15 protein-coding genes are annotated in these 19,547 nt (G+C 64.0%); all 15 read left to right on the top strand.

The window, feature by feature from the left end; translation table 11 throughout:
* Positions 1-25: 25 nt before the first annotated feature.
* The 15 genes from ACYG97_RS13125 to recN all read left to right on the top strand — a co-directional run bounded on the left by ACYG97_RS13125 (position 26) and on the right by recN (position 19,495).
* Positions 26-1,480: a UDP-N-acetylmuramoyl-L-alanyl-D-glutamate--2,6-diaminopimelate ligase gene (locus tag ACYG97_RS13125; protein ID WP_023733075.1), complete on the top strand. Its 1,455-nt coding sequence runs from the start codon at positions 26-28 to the stop codon at positions 1,478-1,480.
* Positions 1,477-2,910 (top strand): UDP-N-acetylmuramoylalanyl-D-glutamyl-2,6-diaminopimelate--D-alanyl-D-alanine ligase, encoded by a 1,434-nt coding sequence (locus tag ACYG97_RS13120; RefSeq protein WP_023733074.1) that lies wholly within the window; start codon positions 1,477-1,479, stop codon positions 2,908-2,910. Before ACYG97_RS13125 ends, ACYG97_RS13120 begins: the two co-directional genes overlap by 4 nt.
* A gap of 18 nt (positions 2,911-2,928) precedes the next feature.
* A complete protein-coding gene (mraY, locus tag ACYG97_RS13115) occupies positions 2,929-4,011 on the top strand; it encodes a phospho-N-acetylmuramoyl-pentapeptide-transferase (RefSeq protein ID WP_023668273.1) in 1,083 nt (360 codons plus the stop codon).
* Positions 4,012-4,019: 8 nt separating this feature from the next.
* The gene (gene murD, locus ACYG97_RS13110; RefSeq protein WP_023733073.1) at positions 4,020-5,420 is read left to right on the top strand and encodes a UDP-N-acetylmuramoyl-L-alanine--D-glutamate ligase; all 1,401 of its coding nucleotides are present in this window, start codon (positions 4,020-4,022) and stop codon (positions 5,418-5,420) included.
* Positions 5,420-6,571, top strand: a complete 1,152-nt coding sequence (gene ftsW, locus ACYG97_RS13105; protein ID WP_023668275.1) for a putative lipid II flippase FtsW — start codon at positions 5,420-5,422, stop codon at positions 6,569-6,571. The genes murD and ftsW overlap by 1 nt, the downstream gene beginning before the upstream one ends.
* Position 6,572: 1 nt before the next feature.
* The gene (gene murG, locus ACYG97_RS13100; protein WP_023733072.1) at positions 6,573-7,697 is read left to right on the top strand and encodes an undecaprenyldiphospho-muramoylpentapeptide beta-N-acetylglucosaminyltransferase; all 1,125 of its coding nucleotides are present in this window, start codon (positions 6,573-6,575) and stop codon (positions 7,695-7,697) included.
* Positions 7,697-9,103 carry a UDP-N-acetylmuramate--L-alanine ligase gene (murC, locus tag ACYG97_RS13095; protein ID WP_023668277.1) on the top strand — a complete coding sequence of 469 codons (1,407 nt, stop codon included), beginning with the start codon at positions 7,697-7,699 and terminating at the stop codon, positions 9,101-9,103. Before murG ends, murC begins: the two co-directional genes overlap by 1 nt.
* On the top strand, positions 9,100-10,065 hold the full coding sequence (gene murB / locus ACYG97_RS13090) for a UDP-N-acetylmuramate dehydrogenase (protein ID WP_031238034.1): 966 nt from the start codon (positions 9,100-9,102) through the stop codon (positions 10,063-10,065). Before murC ends, murB begins: the two co-directional genes overlap by 4 nt.
* A 302-nt stretch (positions 10,066-10,367) precedes the next feature.
* The gene (locus ACYG97_RS13085) at positions 10,368-11,294 is read left to right on the top strand and encodes a D-alanine--D-alanine ligase (protein WP_023668279.1); all 927 of its coding nucleotides are present in this window, start codon (positions 10,368-10,370) and stop codon (positions 11,292-11,294) included.
* A complete protein-coding gene (locus ACYG97_RS13080; protein WP_023688033.1) occupies positions 11,282-12,223 on the top strand; it encodes a cell division protein FtsQ/DivIB in 942 nt (313 codons plus the stop codon). The genes ACYG97_RS13085 and ACYG97_RS13080 overlap by 13 nt, the downstream gene beginning before the upstream one ends.
* Positions 12,220-13,527 (top strand): cell division protein FtsA, encoded by a 1,308-nt coding sequence (gene ftsA / locus ACYG97_RS13075; protein ID WP_023697016.1) that lies wholly within the window; start codon positions 12,220-12,222, stop codon positions 13,525-13,527. The genes ACYG97_RS13080 and ftsA overlap by 4 nt, the downstream gene beginning before the upstream one ends.
* Positions 13,528-13,593: 66 nt before the next feature.
* A complete protein-coding gene (gene ftsZ / locus ACYG97_RS13070) occupies positions 13,594-15,252 on the top strand; it encodes a cell division protein FtsZ (protein ID WP_023705548.1) in 1,659 nt (552 codons plus the stop codon).
* Positions 15,253-15,523: 271 nt separating this feature from the next.
* Complete coding sequence (gene lpxC / locus ACYG97_RS13065; protein WP_023733071.1) at positions 15,524-16,471, top strand: UDP-3-O-acyl-N-acetylglucosamine deacetylase; 948 nt, start codon at positions 15,524-15,526, stop codon at positions 16,469-16,471.
* A gap of 262 nt (positions 16,472-16,733) precedes the next feature.
* Positions 16,734-17,603, top strand: coding sequence for an outer membrane protein assembly factor BamD (locus ACYG97_RS13060; RefSeq protein ID WP_023733070.1), 870 nt, complete (start codon positions 16,734-16,736; stop codon positions 17,601-17,603).
* Positions 17,604-17,821: 218 nt separating this feature from the next.
* On the top strand, positions 17,822-19,495 hold the full coding sequence (recN, locus tag ACYG97_RS13055) for a DNA repair protein RecN (protein ID WP_023733069.1): 1,674 nt from the start codon (positions 17,822-17,824) through the stop codon (positions 19,493-19,495).
* Positions 19,496-19,547 lie beyond the last annotated feature (52 nt).

Raw genomic sequence — 19,547 nt, 5'->3', positions numbered from 1 at the left:
ATTTTGTTGAGATAAACGGGGTTCGATGCACCTGAGAGATTTAGCCGGTATCCTGCCTGTCGAGGGAACATCTTCCCGCGATGTGGAGGTAACCGGGATTTCGTCGGATTCCCGCACGGTCAAGACCGGCGTGGTCTTTTTCGCGCTCGCCGGCAGCAAGGCGGATGGTTCGGCCTATGCCGCCGATGCGGCAAAGCGCGGCGCAGCGGCGGTTGTCGTTGGCAACGCCAGCGCCGTTTCCGGCCTGTCCGTCCCGGTGCTCAGCGTCGACGACCCACGCCTGGCGCTGGCGCTGAGCGCGGCACGTTTCTTCGGCAGCCAGCCGGAGACCATGGTTGCGGTTACCGGCACCGCAGGCAAGACCTCGGTCGCCGCCTTCACCAGGCAGATCTGGGAGCAGGCCGGCTTTGCCGCCGCGTCCATTGGCACCACCGGCGTGGTGGCGCCGGGCCGCAACGACTACGGTTCGTTGACCACACCCGATCCAGTGGCTTTGCACCAGTTGCTCAAGGAATTGGCGGAGGCCGGCGTCACCCACGCCTCGATGGAGGCTTCCAGCCATGGTCTCGACCAGCGCCGCCTTGATGGCGTCAAGCTCGCCGCGGGCGGTTTCACCAATCTCGGCCGCGACCATATGGACTATCATCCGACGGTCGAGGACTACCATCGCGCCAAATTGCGCCTGTTCGACACGCTGCTGCCGAAAGGCGCGCCAGCGGTCATCTTTGCCGACGATCCGTGGTCGGCGCCGACCATCCAGGCTGCGCAGGCCGCCGGGCTCAAGGTGCTGACGGTCGGCCGCCATGGCGATTTCCTGCGCCTGAAGCGGGTCGAGCACGAGCGCCACCGCCAGCGCGCCGAGGTCGAAGCCGACGGCGTGCTCTACGAGATCGACCTGCCGCTCGCAGGTGACTTCCAGATCGCCAATGCCCTGGTTTCGGCCGGGCTGGCCATTTCCACTGGAACGCCGGTCGCCAAAGCTTTGATGGCATTAGAGAAACTTCAGGGGGCACCGGGACGGCTCGACCTTGTCGGCGCCACCGCCAATGGCGCGCCCGTCTATGTCGACTATGCCCACAAGCCGGATGCGCTGGAAAATGTACTGGCCGCCGTGCGCCCATTCACCACCGGCCGCGTCATCGTCGTGTTCGGCTGCGGCGGCGACCGCGACCGGGGCAAGCGGCCGATCATGGGCGGAATCGCCACGCGGCTCGCCGATGTCGTCATCGTCACCGACGACAATCCGCGCTCGGAAGTGCCGGAAACGATCCGTGCCGCGATCCTGGCAGCCGCACCCGGCGCCATTGAAATCGGCGACCGCCGCAAGGCGATCCACGAAGCGGTCGCCATGCTGAAAGCGGGCGATACGCTGATCGTTGCAGGCAAGGGCCATGAAGAGGGCCAGACCATCGGCGCCGAGACTTTTCCGTTCTCCGACCACGAAGAAGTCCGGTCGGCGCTGCGGGAGCGGGCCGCATGAGCGTGCTCTGGACTTCCGAGGCGCTGGTCGACGCCATGGGCGGTCGGCCGCTCGGGCCGATGCCGGAGGGAATTTCGGGGATCTCGATCGACAGCCGCAGCCTGCAGCCGGGCGACGCCTTCTTCGCCATCAAGGGCGAGGCGATGGACGGCCATGACTTCGCGACCGCGGCGATCAAGGCCGGCGCCGGCGTTCTGGTCGTCGCCGAGGGCAAATTGCCGTCGCTTGGGCGGCTGACGGCGCCGATGATCGTCGTGCAGGATGTGCTGGCAGCACTGGAGAAACTCGGTGTTGCCGCCCGCGCCCGTTCCAGCGCAAAAATCATCGCGGTGACCGGATCGGCCGGCAAGACCACCACCAAGGAGGCGCTGCGTCATGTGCTGTCGGCCGTCGGCACGGTGCATGCTTCGGCGCAGTCCTTCAACAATCATTGGGGCGTGCCGCTGACGCTGGCGCGCATGCCCGGCGATTGCGACTATGCGGTGTTCGAGATCGGCATGAACCATCCCGGCGAGATCCGGCCGTTGGTCAAGATGGTCCGGCCACATGTGGCCATCGTCACGATGATCGCCGCCGCGCATCTCGGCTTCTTTAGAAATCTCGACGAGATCGCCAAGGCCAAGGCCGAGATTTTTGAAGGCATCGAGCCCGGCGGTGCGGCCTTGCTCAACCGCGACGATGCGCGCTGGAAGCTGCTCGACAAGATGGCGCGGGCCGCCGGCGTCGAACATGTCTTTGGCTTCGGCGAGAATGCACGGTCGACTTACAAGCTGACCAAATGCGAGCTGCATGCCGGTCATTCCGATATCACCGCCAGGATCGGCGGTCAGGATGTCGTTGCCCGGATCGGCGCGCCTGGCCGCCACATGGTGCAGAATGTGCTCGCCGTTCTTGGCGCGGCGCATCTCGTTGAAGCTGACATCACAAAGGTGGCGGAAGCGCTGGCCGATCTCTCTGCGGAGCGTGGCCGTGGCAAGCGCCATGTCCTGCGCCATCCTAAGGGACCGATCACACTGATCGACGAGAGCTACAACGCCAATCCGGCCTCGATGGCTGCTGCCATGGCGCTGCTCAACGCGACGCCTGTCACGGGCGAGGGCCGGCGCATCGCCGTGCTCGGCGACATGCTCGAGCTCGGCGACCATTCGGCCAAGCTGCATGCAGCCCTGGCCGAATTGATCGTCGGGACCGGCACGCACACGGTCTTTCTCGGCGGCCCGGAAATGCGGGCGCTGGCAGACATCCTGCCCGACGAGATCAAAGCGGAATACCGCGCCGGCGCCGAGGAATTGAAGCCGCTGTTGTTGTCGACGCTGAAGGCCGGCGACGTTGTGATGATCAAATCGTCGAAAGGCATCGGCTTTTCAAAGCTGGTCGAGGCCTTGCTCGGCAAATATCCGGCGGAAGCCGCAGGCACGAAACAGAACTAGTCCGGGGGACGGAATCGCATGTTTACATTGCTCGTCGATTTTGCGGACAAGGTCTCGGTCTTCAATGTCTTCCGCTACATAACTTTCCGCACCGGCGGTGCGCTGATCACCTCGGCGCTGATCGTCTTCATCTTCGGGCCGACCATCATCAATTCGCTTAGGCTGCGGCAAGGCAAGGGCCAGCCGATCCGCGCCGATGGCCCGCAGACGCATTTCAAGAAGGCCGGCACGCCGACCATGGGCGGGCTGATGATCCTGTGCGGCATCGTCGGCTCGTCGCTTCTATGGGCGAACCTGTCCAGCATCTATGTCTGGGTGGTGCTCTTGGTGACGCTGGGCTTCGGTTCGATCGGCTTTTACGACGACTATCTCAAGGTAACCAAGCAGTCGCATCTCGGCTTTTCCGGCAAGGCGCGGCTGGCGTTGGAATTCGTCATCGCCGGCATCGCCGCCTGGGCGATCATGCATAATGGCCAGGCGCCGTTCTCGTCGTCGCTGACCTTCCCCTTCGCCAAGGAATTCATCATCAATCTCGGCTGGTTCTTCGTGCCGTTCTCCTGCTTCGTCATCGTCGGCGCCGGCAATGCGGTGAATTTGACCGATGGCCTCGACGGGCTGGCGATCGTGCCGATCATGATTGCGGCGGCATCCTTCGGCGTCATCGCCTACCTCTCCGGCAATGCGGTGTTCGCCGAATACCTGCAGATCCATTTCGTGCCCGGCACCGGCGAGCTGGCCGTCGTGCTCGGCGCCGTCATCGGCGCCGGCCTCGGCTTCCTCTGGTTCAACGCGCCACCGGCGGCGATCTTCATGGGCGACACCGGTTCGCTGGCCATGGGCGGCCTGATCGGCACGGTCGCGGTCGCTACCAAGCACGAGATCGTGCTGGTCATCGTCGGCGGATTGTTTGTCGTGGAAATCCTGTCGGTCATCATCCAGGTCGGCTACTTCAAGATGACCGGCAAGCGCGTGTTCCTGATGGCGCCGATCCATCATCATTTCGAAAAGCTCGGCTGGACCGAAAGCCAGGTGGTGATCCGCTTCTGGATCATCGCCGTCATCCTGGCGCTGGTCGGCCTGTCGACCCTCAAGCTGAGATAGGAACCCGCTTGATTCCCGCCGCATCCTTTTCGGGCAAACGCGTTTCGCTCTTCGGGCTCGGTGGCTCGGGGATCGCCACGGCGCGCGCGCTGATCGAGGGCGGCGCCGACGTGTTGGCGTGGGACGACAATCCCGATAGCGTCGCCAAGGCCGCTGACCAAGGCATTGCGACCGCCGATCTGCGCGGCGCCGACTGGTCGAAATTCTCGGCCTTCGTGCTCTCGCCCGGCGTGCCGCTGACGCATCCCAAGCCGCACTGGACGGTGGAGTTGGCGCGTGGTTCCGGCGTCGAGGTGATCGGCGATATCGAATTGTTCTGCCGCGAGCGGATTGCGCGCGCGCCTGATGCGCCGTTCATCGCTATCACCGGCACCAACGGCAAGTCGACGACCACGGCGCTGACCGCGCATATCCTCAAATCGGCAGGGCGCGACACGCAGATGGGCGGCAATATCGGCCGGGCCATCATGACGCTCGATCCACCGCAGGCTGACCGGGACTATGTCGTCGAGTGTTCGTCCTACCAGATCGATCTCGCGCCCTCGATCAACCCGACGGCCGGCATCCTGCTCAACCTGACGCCCGACCATCTCGACCGCCACGGCACCATGCAGCATTACGCTTCGATCAAGGAGCGGCTGGTTGCCGGCAGCGAGACGGCGATCGTCGGCGTTGACGATTCCTGGTGCGCGCAAATCGCCGACCGGCTGGAGAGGGCGGGCCGGGAGGTGATCCGCATCTCCAAGCGGCTGCCGCTGACCGACGGTTATTTCGCAGACGGTTCCGATCTGATGGAAGCCGTCCATGGCCGCTACAGCCGCGTCGCCTTCCTCGAAGGCATCGGTTCGTTGCGCGGCCAGCACAATGCGCAGAACGCGCTTGCCGCTGTTGCCGCCTGCCTCAGGGTCGGCTTGAGCCTGGGCGAGATCCAGGCGGGACTGGAGAGCTTTCCAGGCCTCGCGCATCGCATGGAGCAGGTCGGACGCAAGGACCACGTGCTGTTCGTCAACGATTCCAAGGCGACCAATGCCGATGCGGCGGCACCCGCGCTGTCGAGTTTTTCGCGCATTTACTGGATCGCCGGCGGACTGCCCAAGGAAGGCGGCATCGAGCCGCTGCGCGGTTTTTTCCCACGCATCGCCAAGGCCTATCTGATCGGCGAGGCGGCGCCCGCGTTCTCGGCGACGCTCGGCGAAGCCGTGCCCTATGAAATCTCGGGCACCCTGGCCGCCGCGGTCGACCATGCCGCGAAAGACGCGGCCAAGGATGACAGCGGCGAGGCGGTGGTGCTGCTGTCGCCGGCCTGCGCCAGTTTCGACCAGTTCAAGAATTTCGAAGTTCGCGGCGAAGCCTTCAGGCAAGCTGCGAATGCTATCGAGGGTGTCAAACCCATCGGAGGGGCACGATAATGCAAAGCCGTCTCGACAAAAGCCCGGTTGCAACCTGGTGGTGGACGATCGATCGCTGGTTCCTGGCGGCGTTCCTGTCGCTGATGGGGCTTGGCATCGTCTTGTCCTTTGCGGCAAGCCCGGCGGTGGCCGAACGCATCGGCCTCGATAGTTTCCACTTTGCCACCAGGCAGATCATCTTCACCGTGCCGGCGCTCGGCGTGATGCTGGCAGTGTCCTTCCTGGAATCGCGGCAGATCCGGCGCATGGCGCTGATCATCCTGGGCATCATGCTGGTGCTGATGGTGGCCGTGCTCTATATCGGCGTCGAGGTGAAAGGCGCTCGGCGCTGGGTGTCGTTTGTCGGCATGTCGATCCAGCCGTCGGAATTCCTGAAACCCGCCTTCGTCATCGTCTGCGCCTGGCTGTTCGCCGAACACAAGCGCCAGCCCGACATCCCGGGCAATTTGTTTGCCATGCTGCTGCTGATCCTGGTCATCTCGCTTCTGGTGGCGCAGCCCGATCTCGGCCAGACCATGCTGGTGACCGGCACCTGGGGCGTCATGTTCTTCATGGCCGGCCTGCCATGGCTATGGATCATCGCGCTTGGCGCCACCGGCGCCGGCGGCCTATTTGCCGCCTATACGGTGTTCCCGCACGTCGCCGCCCGCATCGACAAATTCCTGACCGGCGAAGGCGACACGTTCCAGGTCGACATGGGCCGCGAGGCGCTGATCAACGGCCACTGGTTCGGCGTCGGCCCGGGCGAGGGCACGGTCAAGCGCGTCATCCCCGACGCGCATGCCGACTTCGTCTTTTCGGTCGCCGGCGAAGAGTTCGGGCTGATCATGTGCTTCTTCATCATGTCGATCTTCGCCTTCATCGTGCTGCGCGGCCTCAGCACGGCGCTGAAGGAACATGATGATTTCACCCGCTACGCCGTCGGCGGTCTCGTCACCGTGTTCGGCCTGCAGTCGGTCATCAACATGTGCGTCAACCTGCAGCTGATGCCGGCCAAGGGCATGACGCTGCCTTTCATCTCCTATGGCGGCTCCTCGCAGATCGCCATTGCCATCTCGATGGGCATGGTGCTGGCGCTGACCCGCAAGCGACCGGAAAAGCGCAAGCAGATGGGCTTTGCCCTGTCGCAGCGCGCCCTGCCGGCGGAGTGATATGGCGCGGGGTGTGATCCTTCTCGCGGCTGGCGGAACCGGTGGACATCTGTTTCCGGCCGAGGCGCTGGCGCATGAGCTGATCGAGCGCGGCTGGGGCGTGCATCTGGCGACCGACGACCGCGCCGAGCGCTTTGCCGGCCATTTCCCGGCCGCCGCCATCCATCCGATCCAGTCGGCGACGATGGGCTCGAAAAACCCTGTCGCGCTGCTTGGCGCGTTCTGGAAGATCTGGCGCGGCGTGCGCCAGGCCTCCGCCGTCATCGCCAGGATCAAGCCTGATGCGGTCGTCGGCTTTGGCGGTTATCCGACCTTGCCGCCGCTCTATGCCGCGACGCGGCGCAAGCTGCCGACGCTGATCCATGAGCAGAACGCAGTGATGGGCCGCGCCAACCGGGCGCTGTCCGGGCGCGTCGATGCCATTGCCGGCGGCTTCCTGCCGCAAGATGAAAGCGCCACAGGCGCCAAGACTGTGACGACCGGCAATCCGGTCAGGCCGCCAATCCTGGAGGCGGCAAAGACGCCCTATAAGGCGTCCCAAGGGGCGGATCCGTTCAGGCTCCTGGTGTTCGGCGGCAGCCAGGGCGCGCAGTTCTTTTCCGATGCCATGCCGGCGGCGATCGCACTTCTGCCGGAGGCGCAGCGCAAGCGGCTGGTGATCACCCAGCAGGCCCGCGCCGACGACGTGGCGCGGGTGAAGGCTGGCTATGCGGCACTCGGCGTCCATGTCGAGGTCTCGCCCTTCTTCACCGATATGGCACAGCGCATGGGCGCGGCGCATCTGGTGATCTCGCGCTCCGGCGCCTCGACGGTTTCGGAGATCGCCGTCATCGGCCGGCCGGCGCTGCTGGTGCCTTATCCCTATGCGCTGGATCACGATCAGGCGGCGAACGCAGCCGCCCTTGCCGCGGCGGGCGGCGGCGAGGTGCATCCGCAATCGTCACTGTCGCCGGAGCGCATCGCGGCTCTCATTGGCGGGCTGATGGACACTCCCGAGCGGCTGACGGCCATGGCTGCCGGAGCGAAGTCGGCTGGCCGGCCGAACGCGGCACGGTTGCTCGCTGATCTCACAGAGGCTATTGCGTCCAGAAAAACCGTTTCGGATTTCAGGAAAGGGACGCATTGATGAAGATGCCGCAGACCATCGGCCTTGTGCATTTCATCGGCATTGGCGGCATCGGCATGAGCGGCATCGCCGAGGTTCTGCACAATCTCGGCTACAAGGTGCAGGGTTCGGACCAGGCCGACAGCGCCAATGTCCAGCGGCTGCGCGACAAGGGCATCGAATGCTTTGTCGGCCACAAGGCCGAGAATATCGGCGCGGCCGAAGTGGTGGTCGTCTCCACCGCGATCAAGAAATCCAATCCCGAGCTGAAGGCCGCGCGGGAGAAGTTGCTCCCAATTGTCCGCCGGGCCGAGATGCTGGCCGAACTGATGCGCTTCCGCCAGGCGGTCGCGATCGGTGGCACGCATGGCAAGACAACAACCACGTCGATGGTGGCGACGCTGCTCGATGCCGGCGGGCTCGACCCGACGGTGATCAATGGCGGCATCATCAATGCCTATGGCACCAATGCCCGTATGGGCGATGGCGAGTGGATGGTGGTCGAAGCCGACGAAAGCGACGGCACCTTCCTCAAGCTGCCGGCCGAGATCGCCGTCGTCACCAACATCGATCCCGAGCATCTGGACCATTATGGCAGTTTCGACAAGGTGCGCGAGGCGTTCCGGCAATTCGTCGAGAACGTGCCGTTCTACGGTTTTGGCGTGATGTGCACCGACCATCCGGAAGTACAGGCGCTGGTCAGCCGCATCGAGGACCGCCGCGTCATCACCTATGGCGAGAACGCGCAGGCCGATGTGCGTTTCACCAACCACCGCATGGCCGGTGCCGTCTCGGCATTCGACGTGGTGATCCGCGACCGCAAGACCGGCGGCCAGACGACGATATCTGATCTGCGGCTGCCGATGCCCGGCCGCCACAACGTCTCCAACGCCACCGCCGCAATCGCGGTCGCGCATGAACTCGGCCTGTCGGCCGAAGCGATCAAGAAAGGGCTGTCGTCCTTTGCCGGCGTCAAGCGGCGCTTCACCCACACCGGCTCGTGGAACGGCGTCGACATCTTCGACGATTACGGCCACCACCCGGTCGAGATCACGGCGGTGTTGAAAGCGGCGCGCAGCGCCACCAAGGGCCGCGTCATCGCCATTGCGCAGCCGCACCGCTTCACCCGGCTGCATGATCTGTTCGACGAGTTTTCGGTCTGTTTCAACGATGCCGACACGGTGATGGTGGCGCCGGTCTATGCGGCGGGCGAGGAGCCGATCGACGGCGTGACCTCGGAGGCGCTGGTGTCGCGCATCCGCTCCGGCGGCCATCGCGATGCGCGCTACGTCGAAACCCCTGCCGCGATTTCGCCCGTCATTCGCGCGTTGGCGAAACCGGGCGACTTCGTCATCTTCCTGGGCGCCGGCAACATCACCCAATGGGCCTATGCGCTGCCTGGGGAACTCGGCGGTACCGTCTCATGATGCGCGGCCAGGACCTGCTCGACAAACTTGGCGACCGGCTTGCCGGCCTGCGCGGCCGCATCACGCCCAATGCCGAGATGGACAAGATCACCTGGTTCCGCGCCGGCGGTCTGGCGGACGCCCTGTTCCAGCCGGCCGACGAGGAGGATCTGGCTGCCTTCCTGCGCGCCGTGCCGGAGGACATCCCGCTCACCATCGTCGGTATCGGCTCCAACCTCCTGGTGCGCGACGGCGGCATTCCGGGTTTCGTCATCCGGCTTTCGGCAAAGGGCTTTGGCGAGGCCGAGGTGGTTTCGCCGACCGTCATCAAGGCCGGTGCTGCGACGCCCGACAAGCGCGTCGCGGCCGTCGCTTATGAGGCCGGTATTGGCGGCTTTCATTTCTATCACGGCATTCCCGGCGCCATCGGCGGGGCGCTGAGGATGAATGCCGGCGCCAATGGCGTCGAGACGCGGGAACGTGTCGTCGAGGTGCGGGCGCTCGACCGCAAGGGCAATCTCCACACACTCAGCAATGAAGACATGGGCTATGCCTATCGTCACTCGGCCGCACCTGCCGGGCTGATCTTCACCTCCGCCGTTTTCGAAGGTGTTCTGGAAGACCCAGAGGCGATCAAGGCGGCCATGGACGCCGTCCAGACGCATCGCGAGACGGTGCAGCCGATCCGCGAGAAGACCGGCGGCTCAACCTTCAAGAATCCGGAAGGCACCTCGGCCTGGAAGGAAATCGACAAGGCGGGCTGCCGCGGTTTGATGATCGGCGGCGCGCAGATGTCGCCGATGCACTGCAACTTCATGATCAACACCGGAACAGCGACCGGTTACGATCTCGAATATCTCGGCGAGACGGTGCGCGCTCGCGTGCTTGAAAAATCGGGCATCCGCCTGCAGTGGGAAATCAAGCGCCTCGGCAATTTCCGCCCCGGCCATGCCGTGCAGGAATTCCTCGGACAGCTTCTTTAGCGCAAGCTGAAGTTCATGTGATGCTTGAACTTCAAAGGTCTGAAACAACAGCGCCACCGTTGCTCCAAAGACTCACAACACGCTTTTTCCGGCCGTTTTCGCGGAAAGTGAATCTGTCGGAATCATAAGCACTTGCCAGCGAATCAACTCTCTGATTCTCTGCCTTAAAGCGTTTCCTGATTTGAGTCGTTCGACGCGTCGACCGCGTTTTCTGTCTGGGGGGGCAACCTGCCGGGAGACTCGGACTCAATCTGGTCGCTGAATGCGTGGTTGCGGGCCCGCCGTGAGAGGGATGACGGGATATGAAGAACAAGCATGTGGCTGTCCTCCTGGGCGGATTCTCGTCCGAGCGGCCCGTGTCTCTGTCTTCGGGAAAGGCGTGTGCGGATGCGCTTGAGAATGAAGGCTACCAGGTTACCCGCGTCGATGTTGCGCGCGATGTCGGCGCCGTGCTCACCGAACTCAAGCCCGATGTCGTCTTCAACGCACTGCACGGCCCGTTCGGTGAAGACGGCACCATCCAGGGCATCCTCGAATATCTGGCCATTCCCTACACCCATTCGGGCGTGCTCGCCTCGGCGCTCGCCATGAACAAGGAGCAAGCCAAGAAGGTCGCCAAGGCTGCCGGCATCGCGGTGGCGGAATCGAAGGTTGCCAGCCGCTTTGCCATCCAGAACAAGCATCCGATGAAGCCGCCCTACGTGGTCAAGCCGGTCAATGAAGGCTCAAGCTTCGGCGTCGTCATCGTGCATGAAGGGCAGTCGCATCCGCCGCAGGTCATCGGCTCGTCCGAATGGAAATATGGCGAGACCGTCATGGTCGAGCGCTACATCCATGGGCGCGAGCTGACCTGCGCCGTCATGGGCGACGTGGCGCTCGGCGTCTGCGAGATCATTCCGACCGGCCATTCCTTCTACGACTATGATTCAAAATACGTCGCCGGCGGATCAAAACACGAAATCCCTGCTAAAATTTCATCAAATATTTACCAAAAAATACAGACACTGGCGCTCAAGGCACATCTGGCTATCGGCTGCCGGGGCGTTTCCCGATCGGACTTCCGCTATGACGACCGTCACTCCGAAAACGGCGAGATTGTCTGGCTCGAGATCAACACTCAGCCGGGCATGACGCCGACGTCTTTGGTGCCTGAAATCGCCGCCCAGGCCGGGCACTCGTTTGGCGAATTGTTGAGTTGGATGGTGGAGGACGCTTCGTGTCTGCGTTGAAATGGGGGCAGGACAAGGGCAGGGGCGGCGCCGGGCCGGCGCTGTTCGGCATGCCGTTGTCGTTCGACCATTTCGTGCTGCCGCGCGTGCTGCGCCGGCCGGTGCGCGTGCTGGCGCGCCTGGGCGGCGGCGACTTCGTCGCGCCGCGCTTTTCCGCGGCCATCCTGTCGGCTTCGCTCATTGCATCAAGCAGCCTCTATGGCGCCATTCTCGGCGGTCATGCCGACGACATCGTCCAGAGCATCACCGCCCGGACCGGCTTTGCCGTCGACCAGATCAAGGTGGTCGGCAACCGCCAGACTTCGGAGATCGACATACTGGACCGGCTCGAGCTCGACGGCTGGACGTCACTGATCGGCTTCGATGCCGAGGCCGCGCGTGAACGTATTGATACCTTGCCCTGGGTCGAAGTGGCGGCGGTGCGCAAGGTCTATCCACATACGCTGGAAGTGCGTGTCGAGGAGCGCGAGCCCTTCGCGCTCTGGCAGCAGGGCGCGGAGCTTTCGGTCATCGAACGCTCCGGCGCGGTGATCGCGCCGTTCTCCGGCGGCAAGCAGGCGCTGCTGCCGCTGATCATCGGCACCGGCGCGCCGGCCAAGGCCCCCGACTTCGTGGCCAAGATCAACAAATTTCCCGAGCTCGCGGCTCGGGTCAAAGGCTATATCCGCATCGGCGAACGGCGCTGGGACCTTAAGCTGGAAAACGGCATCACGATCAAGCTGCCCGAGGATGGCGAGGATCAGGCGATCGCCGATCTGGTTCGGATGGACCACGACAACGGGCTTCTGACGCGGGACATCGCCGCCGTCGACATGCGCATCTCCGATCGCCTGGTGGTGCAGCTGACGCCGGAAGCGGCGACGCAGCGCCAGGCCGCGCTCAATGAAAAGCCGCAAAATCTGAAGCGCAAGTCGGGGACGAAGATATGAGCTGGCTTGGCGGCAACAGCGATGCCTCTTCGCGGCGTTCCGGCACGCTCACCGTGCTGGATGTCGGCTCAAGCAAGGTTTGCTGCGTGGTGGCGAAACTGAAGCCGCGCGAGGACGGCAAGCTGTTGCGCGGCCGCTCGCACCGCATCCAGGTGATCGGCATCGGCCACCAGAAATCGCACGGCGTGAAGTCGGGCGTGGTCGTCGATCTCGACCGCGCGGAGCACGCCATTCGCCTGTCCGTCGACGCAGCCGAACGCATGGCGGGACTGACCGTGGATTCGCTGATCGTCAACATGACGGCCGGCCGGCTGAAGAGCGAAACCTATTCGGCCACCATCAATCTCGGTGGCCATCAGGCCGACGAAGCCGACATCAAGCGCGTGCTTGCCGCCGGCGCCAAGCAGGCGCTCAAGGCCGAACGCGACGTGATCCATTCGCTGCCCGTCGGCTTTTCGCTGGACGCCGAGCGCGGCGTGCGCGATCCGCGCGGCATGGTCGGCGACCAGCTCGGCGTCGATATGCATGTGCTGACGGGCGATGCCGCGCCGCTGCGCAATCTGGAGCTCTGCATCAACCGCTCGCATCTTTCGGTCGAGCGCATGGTGGCGACGCCCTATGCCAGCGGGCTTGCGGCCCTGGTCGACGACGAACTGGAAATGGGTGCGGCCTGCATCGACATGGGCGGCGGCACGACGACCATCTCGGTGTTTTCGGAAGGCAAATTCGTCCACGCCGATGCCATTGCCATCGGCGGCAATCATGTGACGCTCGATATGGCCAAGGGCCTGTCGACCTCGCTCGACGCCGCGGAGCGGCTGAAGGTGATGCATGGTTCGGCGCTGCCTGGCAGTGCCGACGATCGCGACCTGGTCTCGATCCAGCCGATCGGCGAAGACGGCGAGATGCCGCTGCAGATCCCGCGCTCGGTGATGACGCGCGTCATCCGCGCCCGCATCGACGAGACGCTGGAACTGTTGCGCGACCGGCTGAACAAGTCGGGCTACGGCAATGCCGTGGGAAAACGCGTCGTGCTGACCGGCGGCGCCAGCCAGCTTGCGGGTCTCCCCGAGGCGGCGCGCCGCATTCTGGGACGCAATGTGCGCATCGGACGCCCGCTCGGCGTGGCGGGCCTGCCGGAAGCTGCCAAGGGGCCGGCTTTCTCGACGGCGGTCGGGCTGCTGATCTATCCGCAGATGGCGAGCTTCGAGAGCCATCCGGCGAAAGGAATTTCCGGTCTCAGGATGACCGGGACGGGCGGAAAACTGCATCGCATGAGTCAGTGGTTGAGAGACAGTTTCTAATTGACGGGGACAGCCCCATAGGCGGCCGCGGCGGCGAAGCGGCGGGAAAGGCAAAGGACGGAGACAATGACGATCAATCTGCAAAAGCCGGACATCACCGAGCTCAAGCCGCGGATCACCGTATTCGGTGTCGGCGGCGGCGGCGGCAATGCCGTCAACAACATGATCACCGCGGGCTTGCGCGGTGTCGAGTTCGTCGTGGCCAACACCGATGCACAGGCGCTGACCATGTCGAAGGCCGAGCGGCTGATCCAGCTCGGCGCGCATGTCACCGAGGGGCTCGGCGCCGGCTCGCAGCCTGAAGTGGGCCGTGCGGCGGCGGAAGAGTGCATCGATGAGATCATCGATCATCTCTCCAACACCCATATGTGCTTCGTCACCGCCGGTATGGGTGGCGGCACCGGAACCGGTGCGGCTCCCGTGGTTGCCCGCGCGGCGCGCGAACGGGGTATCCTCACCGTCGGCGTCGTCACCAAGCCGTTCCATTTCGAAGGCCAGCGCCGCATGAAGACGGCGGATCTCGGCATCGAGGAGCTGCAGAAATGTGTCGATACCCTGATCGTCATCCCCAACCAGAACCTGTTCCGGCTGGCCAATGACAAGACCACCTTTGCCGACGCCTTCGCCATGGCCGACCAGGTGCTCTACTCCGGTGTTGCCTGCATCACCGACCTGATGGTCAAGGAAGGTCTGATCAATCTCGACTTCGCCGACGTGCGTTCGGTGATGCGCGAAATGGGCAAGGCGATGATGGGCACCGGCGAAGCTTCGGGCGAGGGCCGCGCGATGGCCGCCGCCGAGGCGGCGATCGCCAATCCGTTGCTCGACGAGACCTCGATGAGGGGCGCCAAGGGCCTGCTGATCTCGATCACCGGCGGCCGCGACCTAACCCTGTTCGAAGTCGACGAGGCCGCGACCCGCATCCGCGAGGAAGTCGATCAGGACGCCAACATCATCCTCGGCGCCACCTTCGACGAGGAACTCGAAGGCGTCATCCGCGTCTCGGTGGTCGCCACCGGCATCGACAAATCGGCAGCTGAAATTGCCGCGGCGCCGATCTCGATCCGGGCCGTACCGCCGCAGCAGAAGCCGGTCAGCCGCCCAGCGGCTCCGGGGGCGGAAGGCCGTCCGGCACCGGTCCAGCAGCAGACCTATGAGCAGCGCGCGGCCGATCCGGTGGCCGAGGCGATCCAGCTTGCCGAGGCCAATGCGGCGGCAATGGCTCGTCCGGCGCCGATGGCCCAGGCGGAAGATTTCCGCCCGCAGAGCAAGATCTTCCAAGCCCCGCCTGCCCAGCCGCAGCCTGTCGTGCAGCAGGTGATGCAACCGGCGCCGATGCGGGAAATGCCGCAGCCGGTGGCTGCCGCACCGCAGCGCATGCCGCGGGTGGAGGATTTTCCGCCGGTGGTGCGGGCCGAGGTGGAAGCCAAGGGCCGTCCGGCCGACCATGAAAACAGCGGGCCGATGGGGCTGCTCAAGCGGCTGACCAACGGGCTGACGCGCCGCGAAGAAGAGCCGGCCCGGTTGCAGCCGGCTCAGCCGCGCGAACCGAAACTGCGCCAGGCGGCGCCGGAAATGCGCCGCCTTGCCAGCCAGGATCCGCAGCTTTACGCGCCGCGCCGCGGCCAGCTCGACGATCAGGGCCGGTTGACGCCGCAGACCAGGTCGACCCAGGAAGACGACCAGCTGGAGATACCGGCTTTCCTGCGCCGCCAGGCCAACTGAGCCGTTAACGGTATGTAACACTTGTTAACAGGCAGACGAGAGATTGTCTGCCTGTTAACATTTAAAGTGGTTTAATAACAAGGCGTTACGATGTGACGCTCAAGGTCTGTCGCGGTTACACAGAGTAAGAAACCGTGATTTGGAGTCTCCCTGACAGACCATTATCTTTGCCGCAGCACTTTCGGTGTGCTGGGATTCGGGGAAGTGGCCCTGCCTGCCGATAAAAAAGAGCCGCGCCTTTTGGGTTAAAGCGGACTTAGGCGTTTGGGCTATGGGGTTTGTCTTGCAAGACTATCAGACGACACTGAAATCGCGTGCAACGCTGATCGGTACCGGCGTTCACAGCGGCAAACCGGTCACCGTCAATTTCCTCCCTGCGGACGCCGACACCGGCGTGCTCTTCCACCTTTCGAACGGAAGCGAGAGCCGCGAGTTCCGCGCGCTGGTTGCTGAAGTCGGCGCGACCGATCTCTGCACCATGCTCGGCGATCCGGCAGGCGAGCATATCGCCACCGTCGAACATCTGATGGCGACGCTTTTCGGGCTCGGCATCGACAACATCGTCATCGAGATCGACGGTCATGAGGTTCCGATCCTCGATGGCAGTGCGGTGGCGTTCGTGGAAGCCATCGACCAAGCCGGCATCGAGACGCTGGCGGTCAAGCGCCGCTACATCAGGGTGGTCAAGCCCGTCCGCATCGAGAATGGCGCGTCCTGGGCCGAGTTCAGGCCCTATAGCGGCACGCGCTTCGAGGTCGAGATCGATTTCGAAAGCCCGGCGATCGGCCGCCAGCTATTCGCCTCCGACATCAACCCCGACATCTTTCGCCAGGATATCGCGCGCGCCCGCACCTTCGGCTTCATGAAGGATGTCGAGCGGCTGTGGGCGGCCGGCTATGCGCTGGGCTCCTCGCTGGAGAACTCGCTGGTGATCGGCGACGACAACCGGGTGATCAACATGGGTGGCCTGCGCTATCCCAATGAGTTCGCTCGCCACAAGACGATGGACGCGATGGGCGACCTGGCGCTGGCCGGCGCCCGTTTCATCGGTTGCTTCCGCTCCTATCGCGGCGGTCACCGGATGAATGCGGCTGCTTTGCGGCGACTTCTGTCCGACCGTTCGGCCTTCGAGGTCGTCGAGACCACGCGCCGCGAGCGCGGCCGCACCGCCGAGATGAGCGCCGTCACCGGCCCTGTCTTTGCACCCTGGGTGATCTGATTCTTAACGTATTTCTGGCTTTCTGAACGCTGGCCGGTGTTGCACGGATGCATCACCGGCGGTGAAAGTGCATAGCTTTCCGGGCAACACCAAGCCGCCACAAAAATGTGCGATTGGCTAGACATAGCGTTGCTGGGCAAGGCAGTTATGGTTTATGGCTGCTGCCGTCTGTTAGGCGCATGTCGCTCAAAAGTGGGGATCAGTTTTGAGGGAACGCCATGCGAAAGGCATTGAACTAACGCCGAAAGGGCGCAATCCAATCATGTTCGTCAAGCGAGTTGGTCAATCGAAAGCGCCGTATCGGGCTGTTTTCCTGGCGCTTTCGGTGGTTGTGCCATCGCTGTTCCTCTCGGCCTGCATGTCGTCCGAGAAAGACGTCGACCTGTCGACCTATGTCGACCAGACCGAACCGGCCGACGTCCTTTACAATCAAGGCCTTGCCAATCTCAATGCCGGCCGCCTGGATGAGGCGAGCAAGAAGTTCGACGCCGTCGACCGCCAGCACCCCTATTCGGAATTCGCCCGCAAGTCGATGGTGATGGGCGCCTTCGCCGACTACCGCGCCGGCCGTTATGACGAAGCGATCGGCTCGGCAAAGCGCTATCTGACGCTTTATCCGTCGACCGACGACGCGGCTTACGCCCAGTATATTATCGGGCTGAGCTACTACAAGCAGATCAAGGACGTCACCCAGGATCAGAAGGAAGCACGCCAGACCGTGCAGACGATGCAGGATCTGGTGACGCGCTGGCCGACGTCGGAATATGTCGACGACGCCAAGGAAAAGATCCGTTTCGCCAACGACCAGCTGGCCGGCAAAGAGATGCAGATCGGCCGCTATTATCTCGAGCGGCGCGAATACATTGCTGCCGTCAAGCGCTTCCGCAACGTGGTCGAGAACTATTCCAACACCCGCCATGTCGAAGAGGCGCTGGCGCGTCTGGCCGAAAGCTATTACGCCATGGGCTTGACCTCGGAAGCGCAAACCGCCGCTGCTGTGCTCGGCACCAATTATCCCGACAGCCAATGGTACAAGGATACCTACAAGCTGTTGCAGAGCAACGGGCTTGAGCCGCGCGAGAATGCCGGATCGTGGATATCCAAGGCCGGCAAGCTGATCACCGGCGCCTGACGCCCGAGCATCGACTGAGGCGGAACGCGCTTTTCGGATTGATCCGACGCTCAAACAAAAAGATAGTGCGGCGCTGCGACTCCATCGGTCGCATGCCGCTTCACAGCGGTTCAGCGGTTTGATTGAGGCGCTGAACCGTCCTAACTTTTTGTTCTACGCAATTCCGGACGGAAAACCGCTACGCACTTTTCCTGGAATTGCTTGAGGTCCGGGTTCTGATGCTTTCCAGACTGTCGATCCGCGATATCGTCCTGATCGAGAAGCTGGATATCGACTTCCAGCCCGGCCTTTCCGTGCTGACCGGTGAAACCGGCGCCGGCAAGTCCATCCTGCTCGACGCGCTGTCGCTGGCGCTTGGCGCGCGCGGCGACGCCTCGCTGGTGCGCCACGGCGCGGCTCAAGGCCAGGTCATTGCCGTCTTCGATGTGCCGCGCAACCACCCGGTGCGCGCGCTGCTGGCCGAAAACGCCATCGAGGATGACGGCGACATCATCCTGCGCCGGCTGCAGACCGCGGATGGCCGCACCCGCGTCTTCGTCAACGACCAGCCGTCCAGCGTCACCCTGATGCGCGACATCGGCCATGCGTTGGTCGAGATCCACGGCCAGCATGACGAGCGGGCTCTGGTCGACCCCGGCGCGCATCGCGAATTGCTGGACAGTTTTGGCGGCCATCTGGGCGCTGCCCGCGCGACCGGCGAGGCGTGGCGCTACTGGCGTGGCGCCGAGCAGGAGTTCGTCAGGCACCGCGCCAAGGTCGAGGCAGCGGCGCGTGAGGCCGATTACCTCAGGGCCTCGGTGGCGGAACTGGCAAAGCTCGATCCGCAGCCCGGCGAAGATACGCAACTGGCGGAGTTGCGTGCAACGATGATGCGGGCGGAAAAGATCGCCTCGGAAATACACGACGCACAGGATGTGCTGTCAGGCCCGTCCTCGCCGCTGCCGCAACTGGCCAGCCTGTTGAGGCGCCTGCAGCGCAAGGCCAGCGAAGCGCCGGGACTGCTCGAGGATGTGGTGAAGTCGCTGGACGAGGCGATGCTGTCGCTGGATGCGGCGCAATCGGGCGTCGAGGCGGCACTGCGCGCTACCGAATACGACCCGCAGCGGCTGGAGAAGGCGGAGGAGCGGCTGTTTTCGCTGCGTGCGGCCTCACGCAAGCACAGTGTGGCCGTCGACGATCTGGCGCAACTGCGCGACACCATGTCCGCCGATCTCGCCGATCTTGATGCCGGCGAGGGGCGCCTGCATCTCTTGGAAAAGCAGGCCTCAGCGGCGCGCGAAGCCTACGATATTTCCGCAGCCCAGCTCTCCGCCCTTCGCCATGCGGCCGCGGTCGGCCTGACCAAGGCTGTGATGGCCGAATTGCCGGCGCTGAAGCTGGAACGGGCTGAGTTCATCGTCGAACTGGCCAGCGATGGCGAGAACCGCATGGAAGAAGGCATCGACCAGGTCGAGTTCTGGGTGCGCACCAATCCCGGCACCAGGCCTGGGCCGATGATGAAGGTCGCCTCCGGCGGCGAGCTGTCGCGCTTCCTGCTGGCGCTCAAGGTGGCGCTGGCCGACCGTGGCTCGGCGCCGACATTGGTCTTCGACGAGATCGACACCGGCGTCGGCGGCGCCGTGGCCGATGCGATCGGCCAAAGGCTGGCCAGGCTGTCGAAGCGCGTGCAGGTGCTGTCGGTCACGCATGCTCCGCAAGTGGCGGCACGTGCTGCGACGCATTTCCTGATCTCCAAATCCGGCGGCTCGGACAGGGTCGCCACCGGCATCGCCGAAATGGACCGGGCGGCGCGCCAGGAAGAGATTGCGCGCATGCTGGCCGGCGCCACCATCACCGAAGAGGCGCGCGCAGCCGCCGAACGGCTGCTACGCGAGAATATTGCTGCAGCGTAGTCGTCGCAAGGCTTTCGGACAGAGTCAGTAGATGGCTCCATCCCGCTGTTCA

The sequence above is a fragment of the Mesorhizobium sp. W067 genome (assembly GCF_054719525.1).
The sequence above is the reverse complement of the archived record's forward strand: the minus strand, read 5'-3'. Positions and strand labels throughout refer to the sequence as shown.

Excerpts from the sequence above, each read along its gene's own strand:
- ACYG97_RS13125 (WP_023733075.1), top strand. The coding sequence starts at position 26 with ATGCACCTGAGAGATTTAGCCGGTATCCTGCCTGTCGAGGGAACATCT.
- ACYG97_RS13120 (WP_023733074.1), top strand. The coding sequence starts at position 1,477 with ATGAGCGTGCTCTGGACTTCCGAGGCGCTGGTCGACGCCATGGGCGGT.
- mraY (WP_023668273.1), top strand. The coding sequence starts at position 2,929 with ATGTTTACATTGCTCGTCGATTTTGCGGACAAGGTCTCGGTCTTCAAT.
- ftsW (WP_023668275.1), top strand. The coding sequence starts at position 5,420 with ATGCAAAGCCGTCTCGACAAAAGCCCGGTTGCAACCTGGTGGTGGACG.
- murG (WP_023733072.1), top strand. The coding sequence starts at position 6,573 with ATGGCGCGGGGTGTGATCCTTCTCGCGGCTGGCGGAACCGGTGGACAT.
- murC (WP_023668277.1), top strand. The coding sequence starts at position 7,697 with ATGAAGATGCCGCAGACCATCGGCCTTGTGCATTTCATCGGCATTGGC.
- murB (WP_031238034.1), top strand. The coding sequence starts at position 9,100 with ATGATGCGCGGCCAGGACCTGCTCGACAAACTTGGCGACCGGCTTGCC.
- ACYG97_RS13085 (WP_023668279.1), top strand. The coding sequence starts at position 10,368 with ATGAAGAACAAGCATGTGGCTGTCCTCCTGGGCGGATTCTCGTCCGAG.
- ftsA (WP_023697016.1), top strand. The coding sequence starts at position 12,220 with ATGAGCTGGCTTGGCGGCAACAGCGATGCCTCTTCGCGGCGTTCCGGC.
- ftsZ (WP_023705548.1), top strand. The coding sequence starts at position 13,594 with ATGACGATCAATCTGCAAAAGCCGGACATCACCGAGCTCAAGCCGCGG.
- lpxC (WP_023733071.1), top strand. The coding sequence starts at position 15,524 with ATGGGGTTTGTCTTGCAAGACTATCAGACGACACTGAAATCGCGTGCA.
- ACYG97_RS13060 (WP_023733070.1), top strand. The coding sequence starts at position 16,734 with ATGTTCGTCAAGCGAGTTGGTCAATCGAAAGCGCCGTATCGGGCTGTT.
- recN (WP_023733069.1), top strand. The coding sequence starts at position 17,822 with ATGCTTTCCAGACTGTCGATCCGCGATATCGTCCTGATCGAGAAGCTG.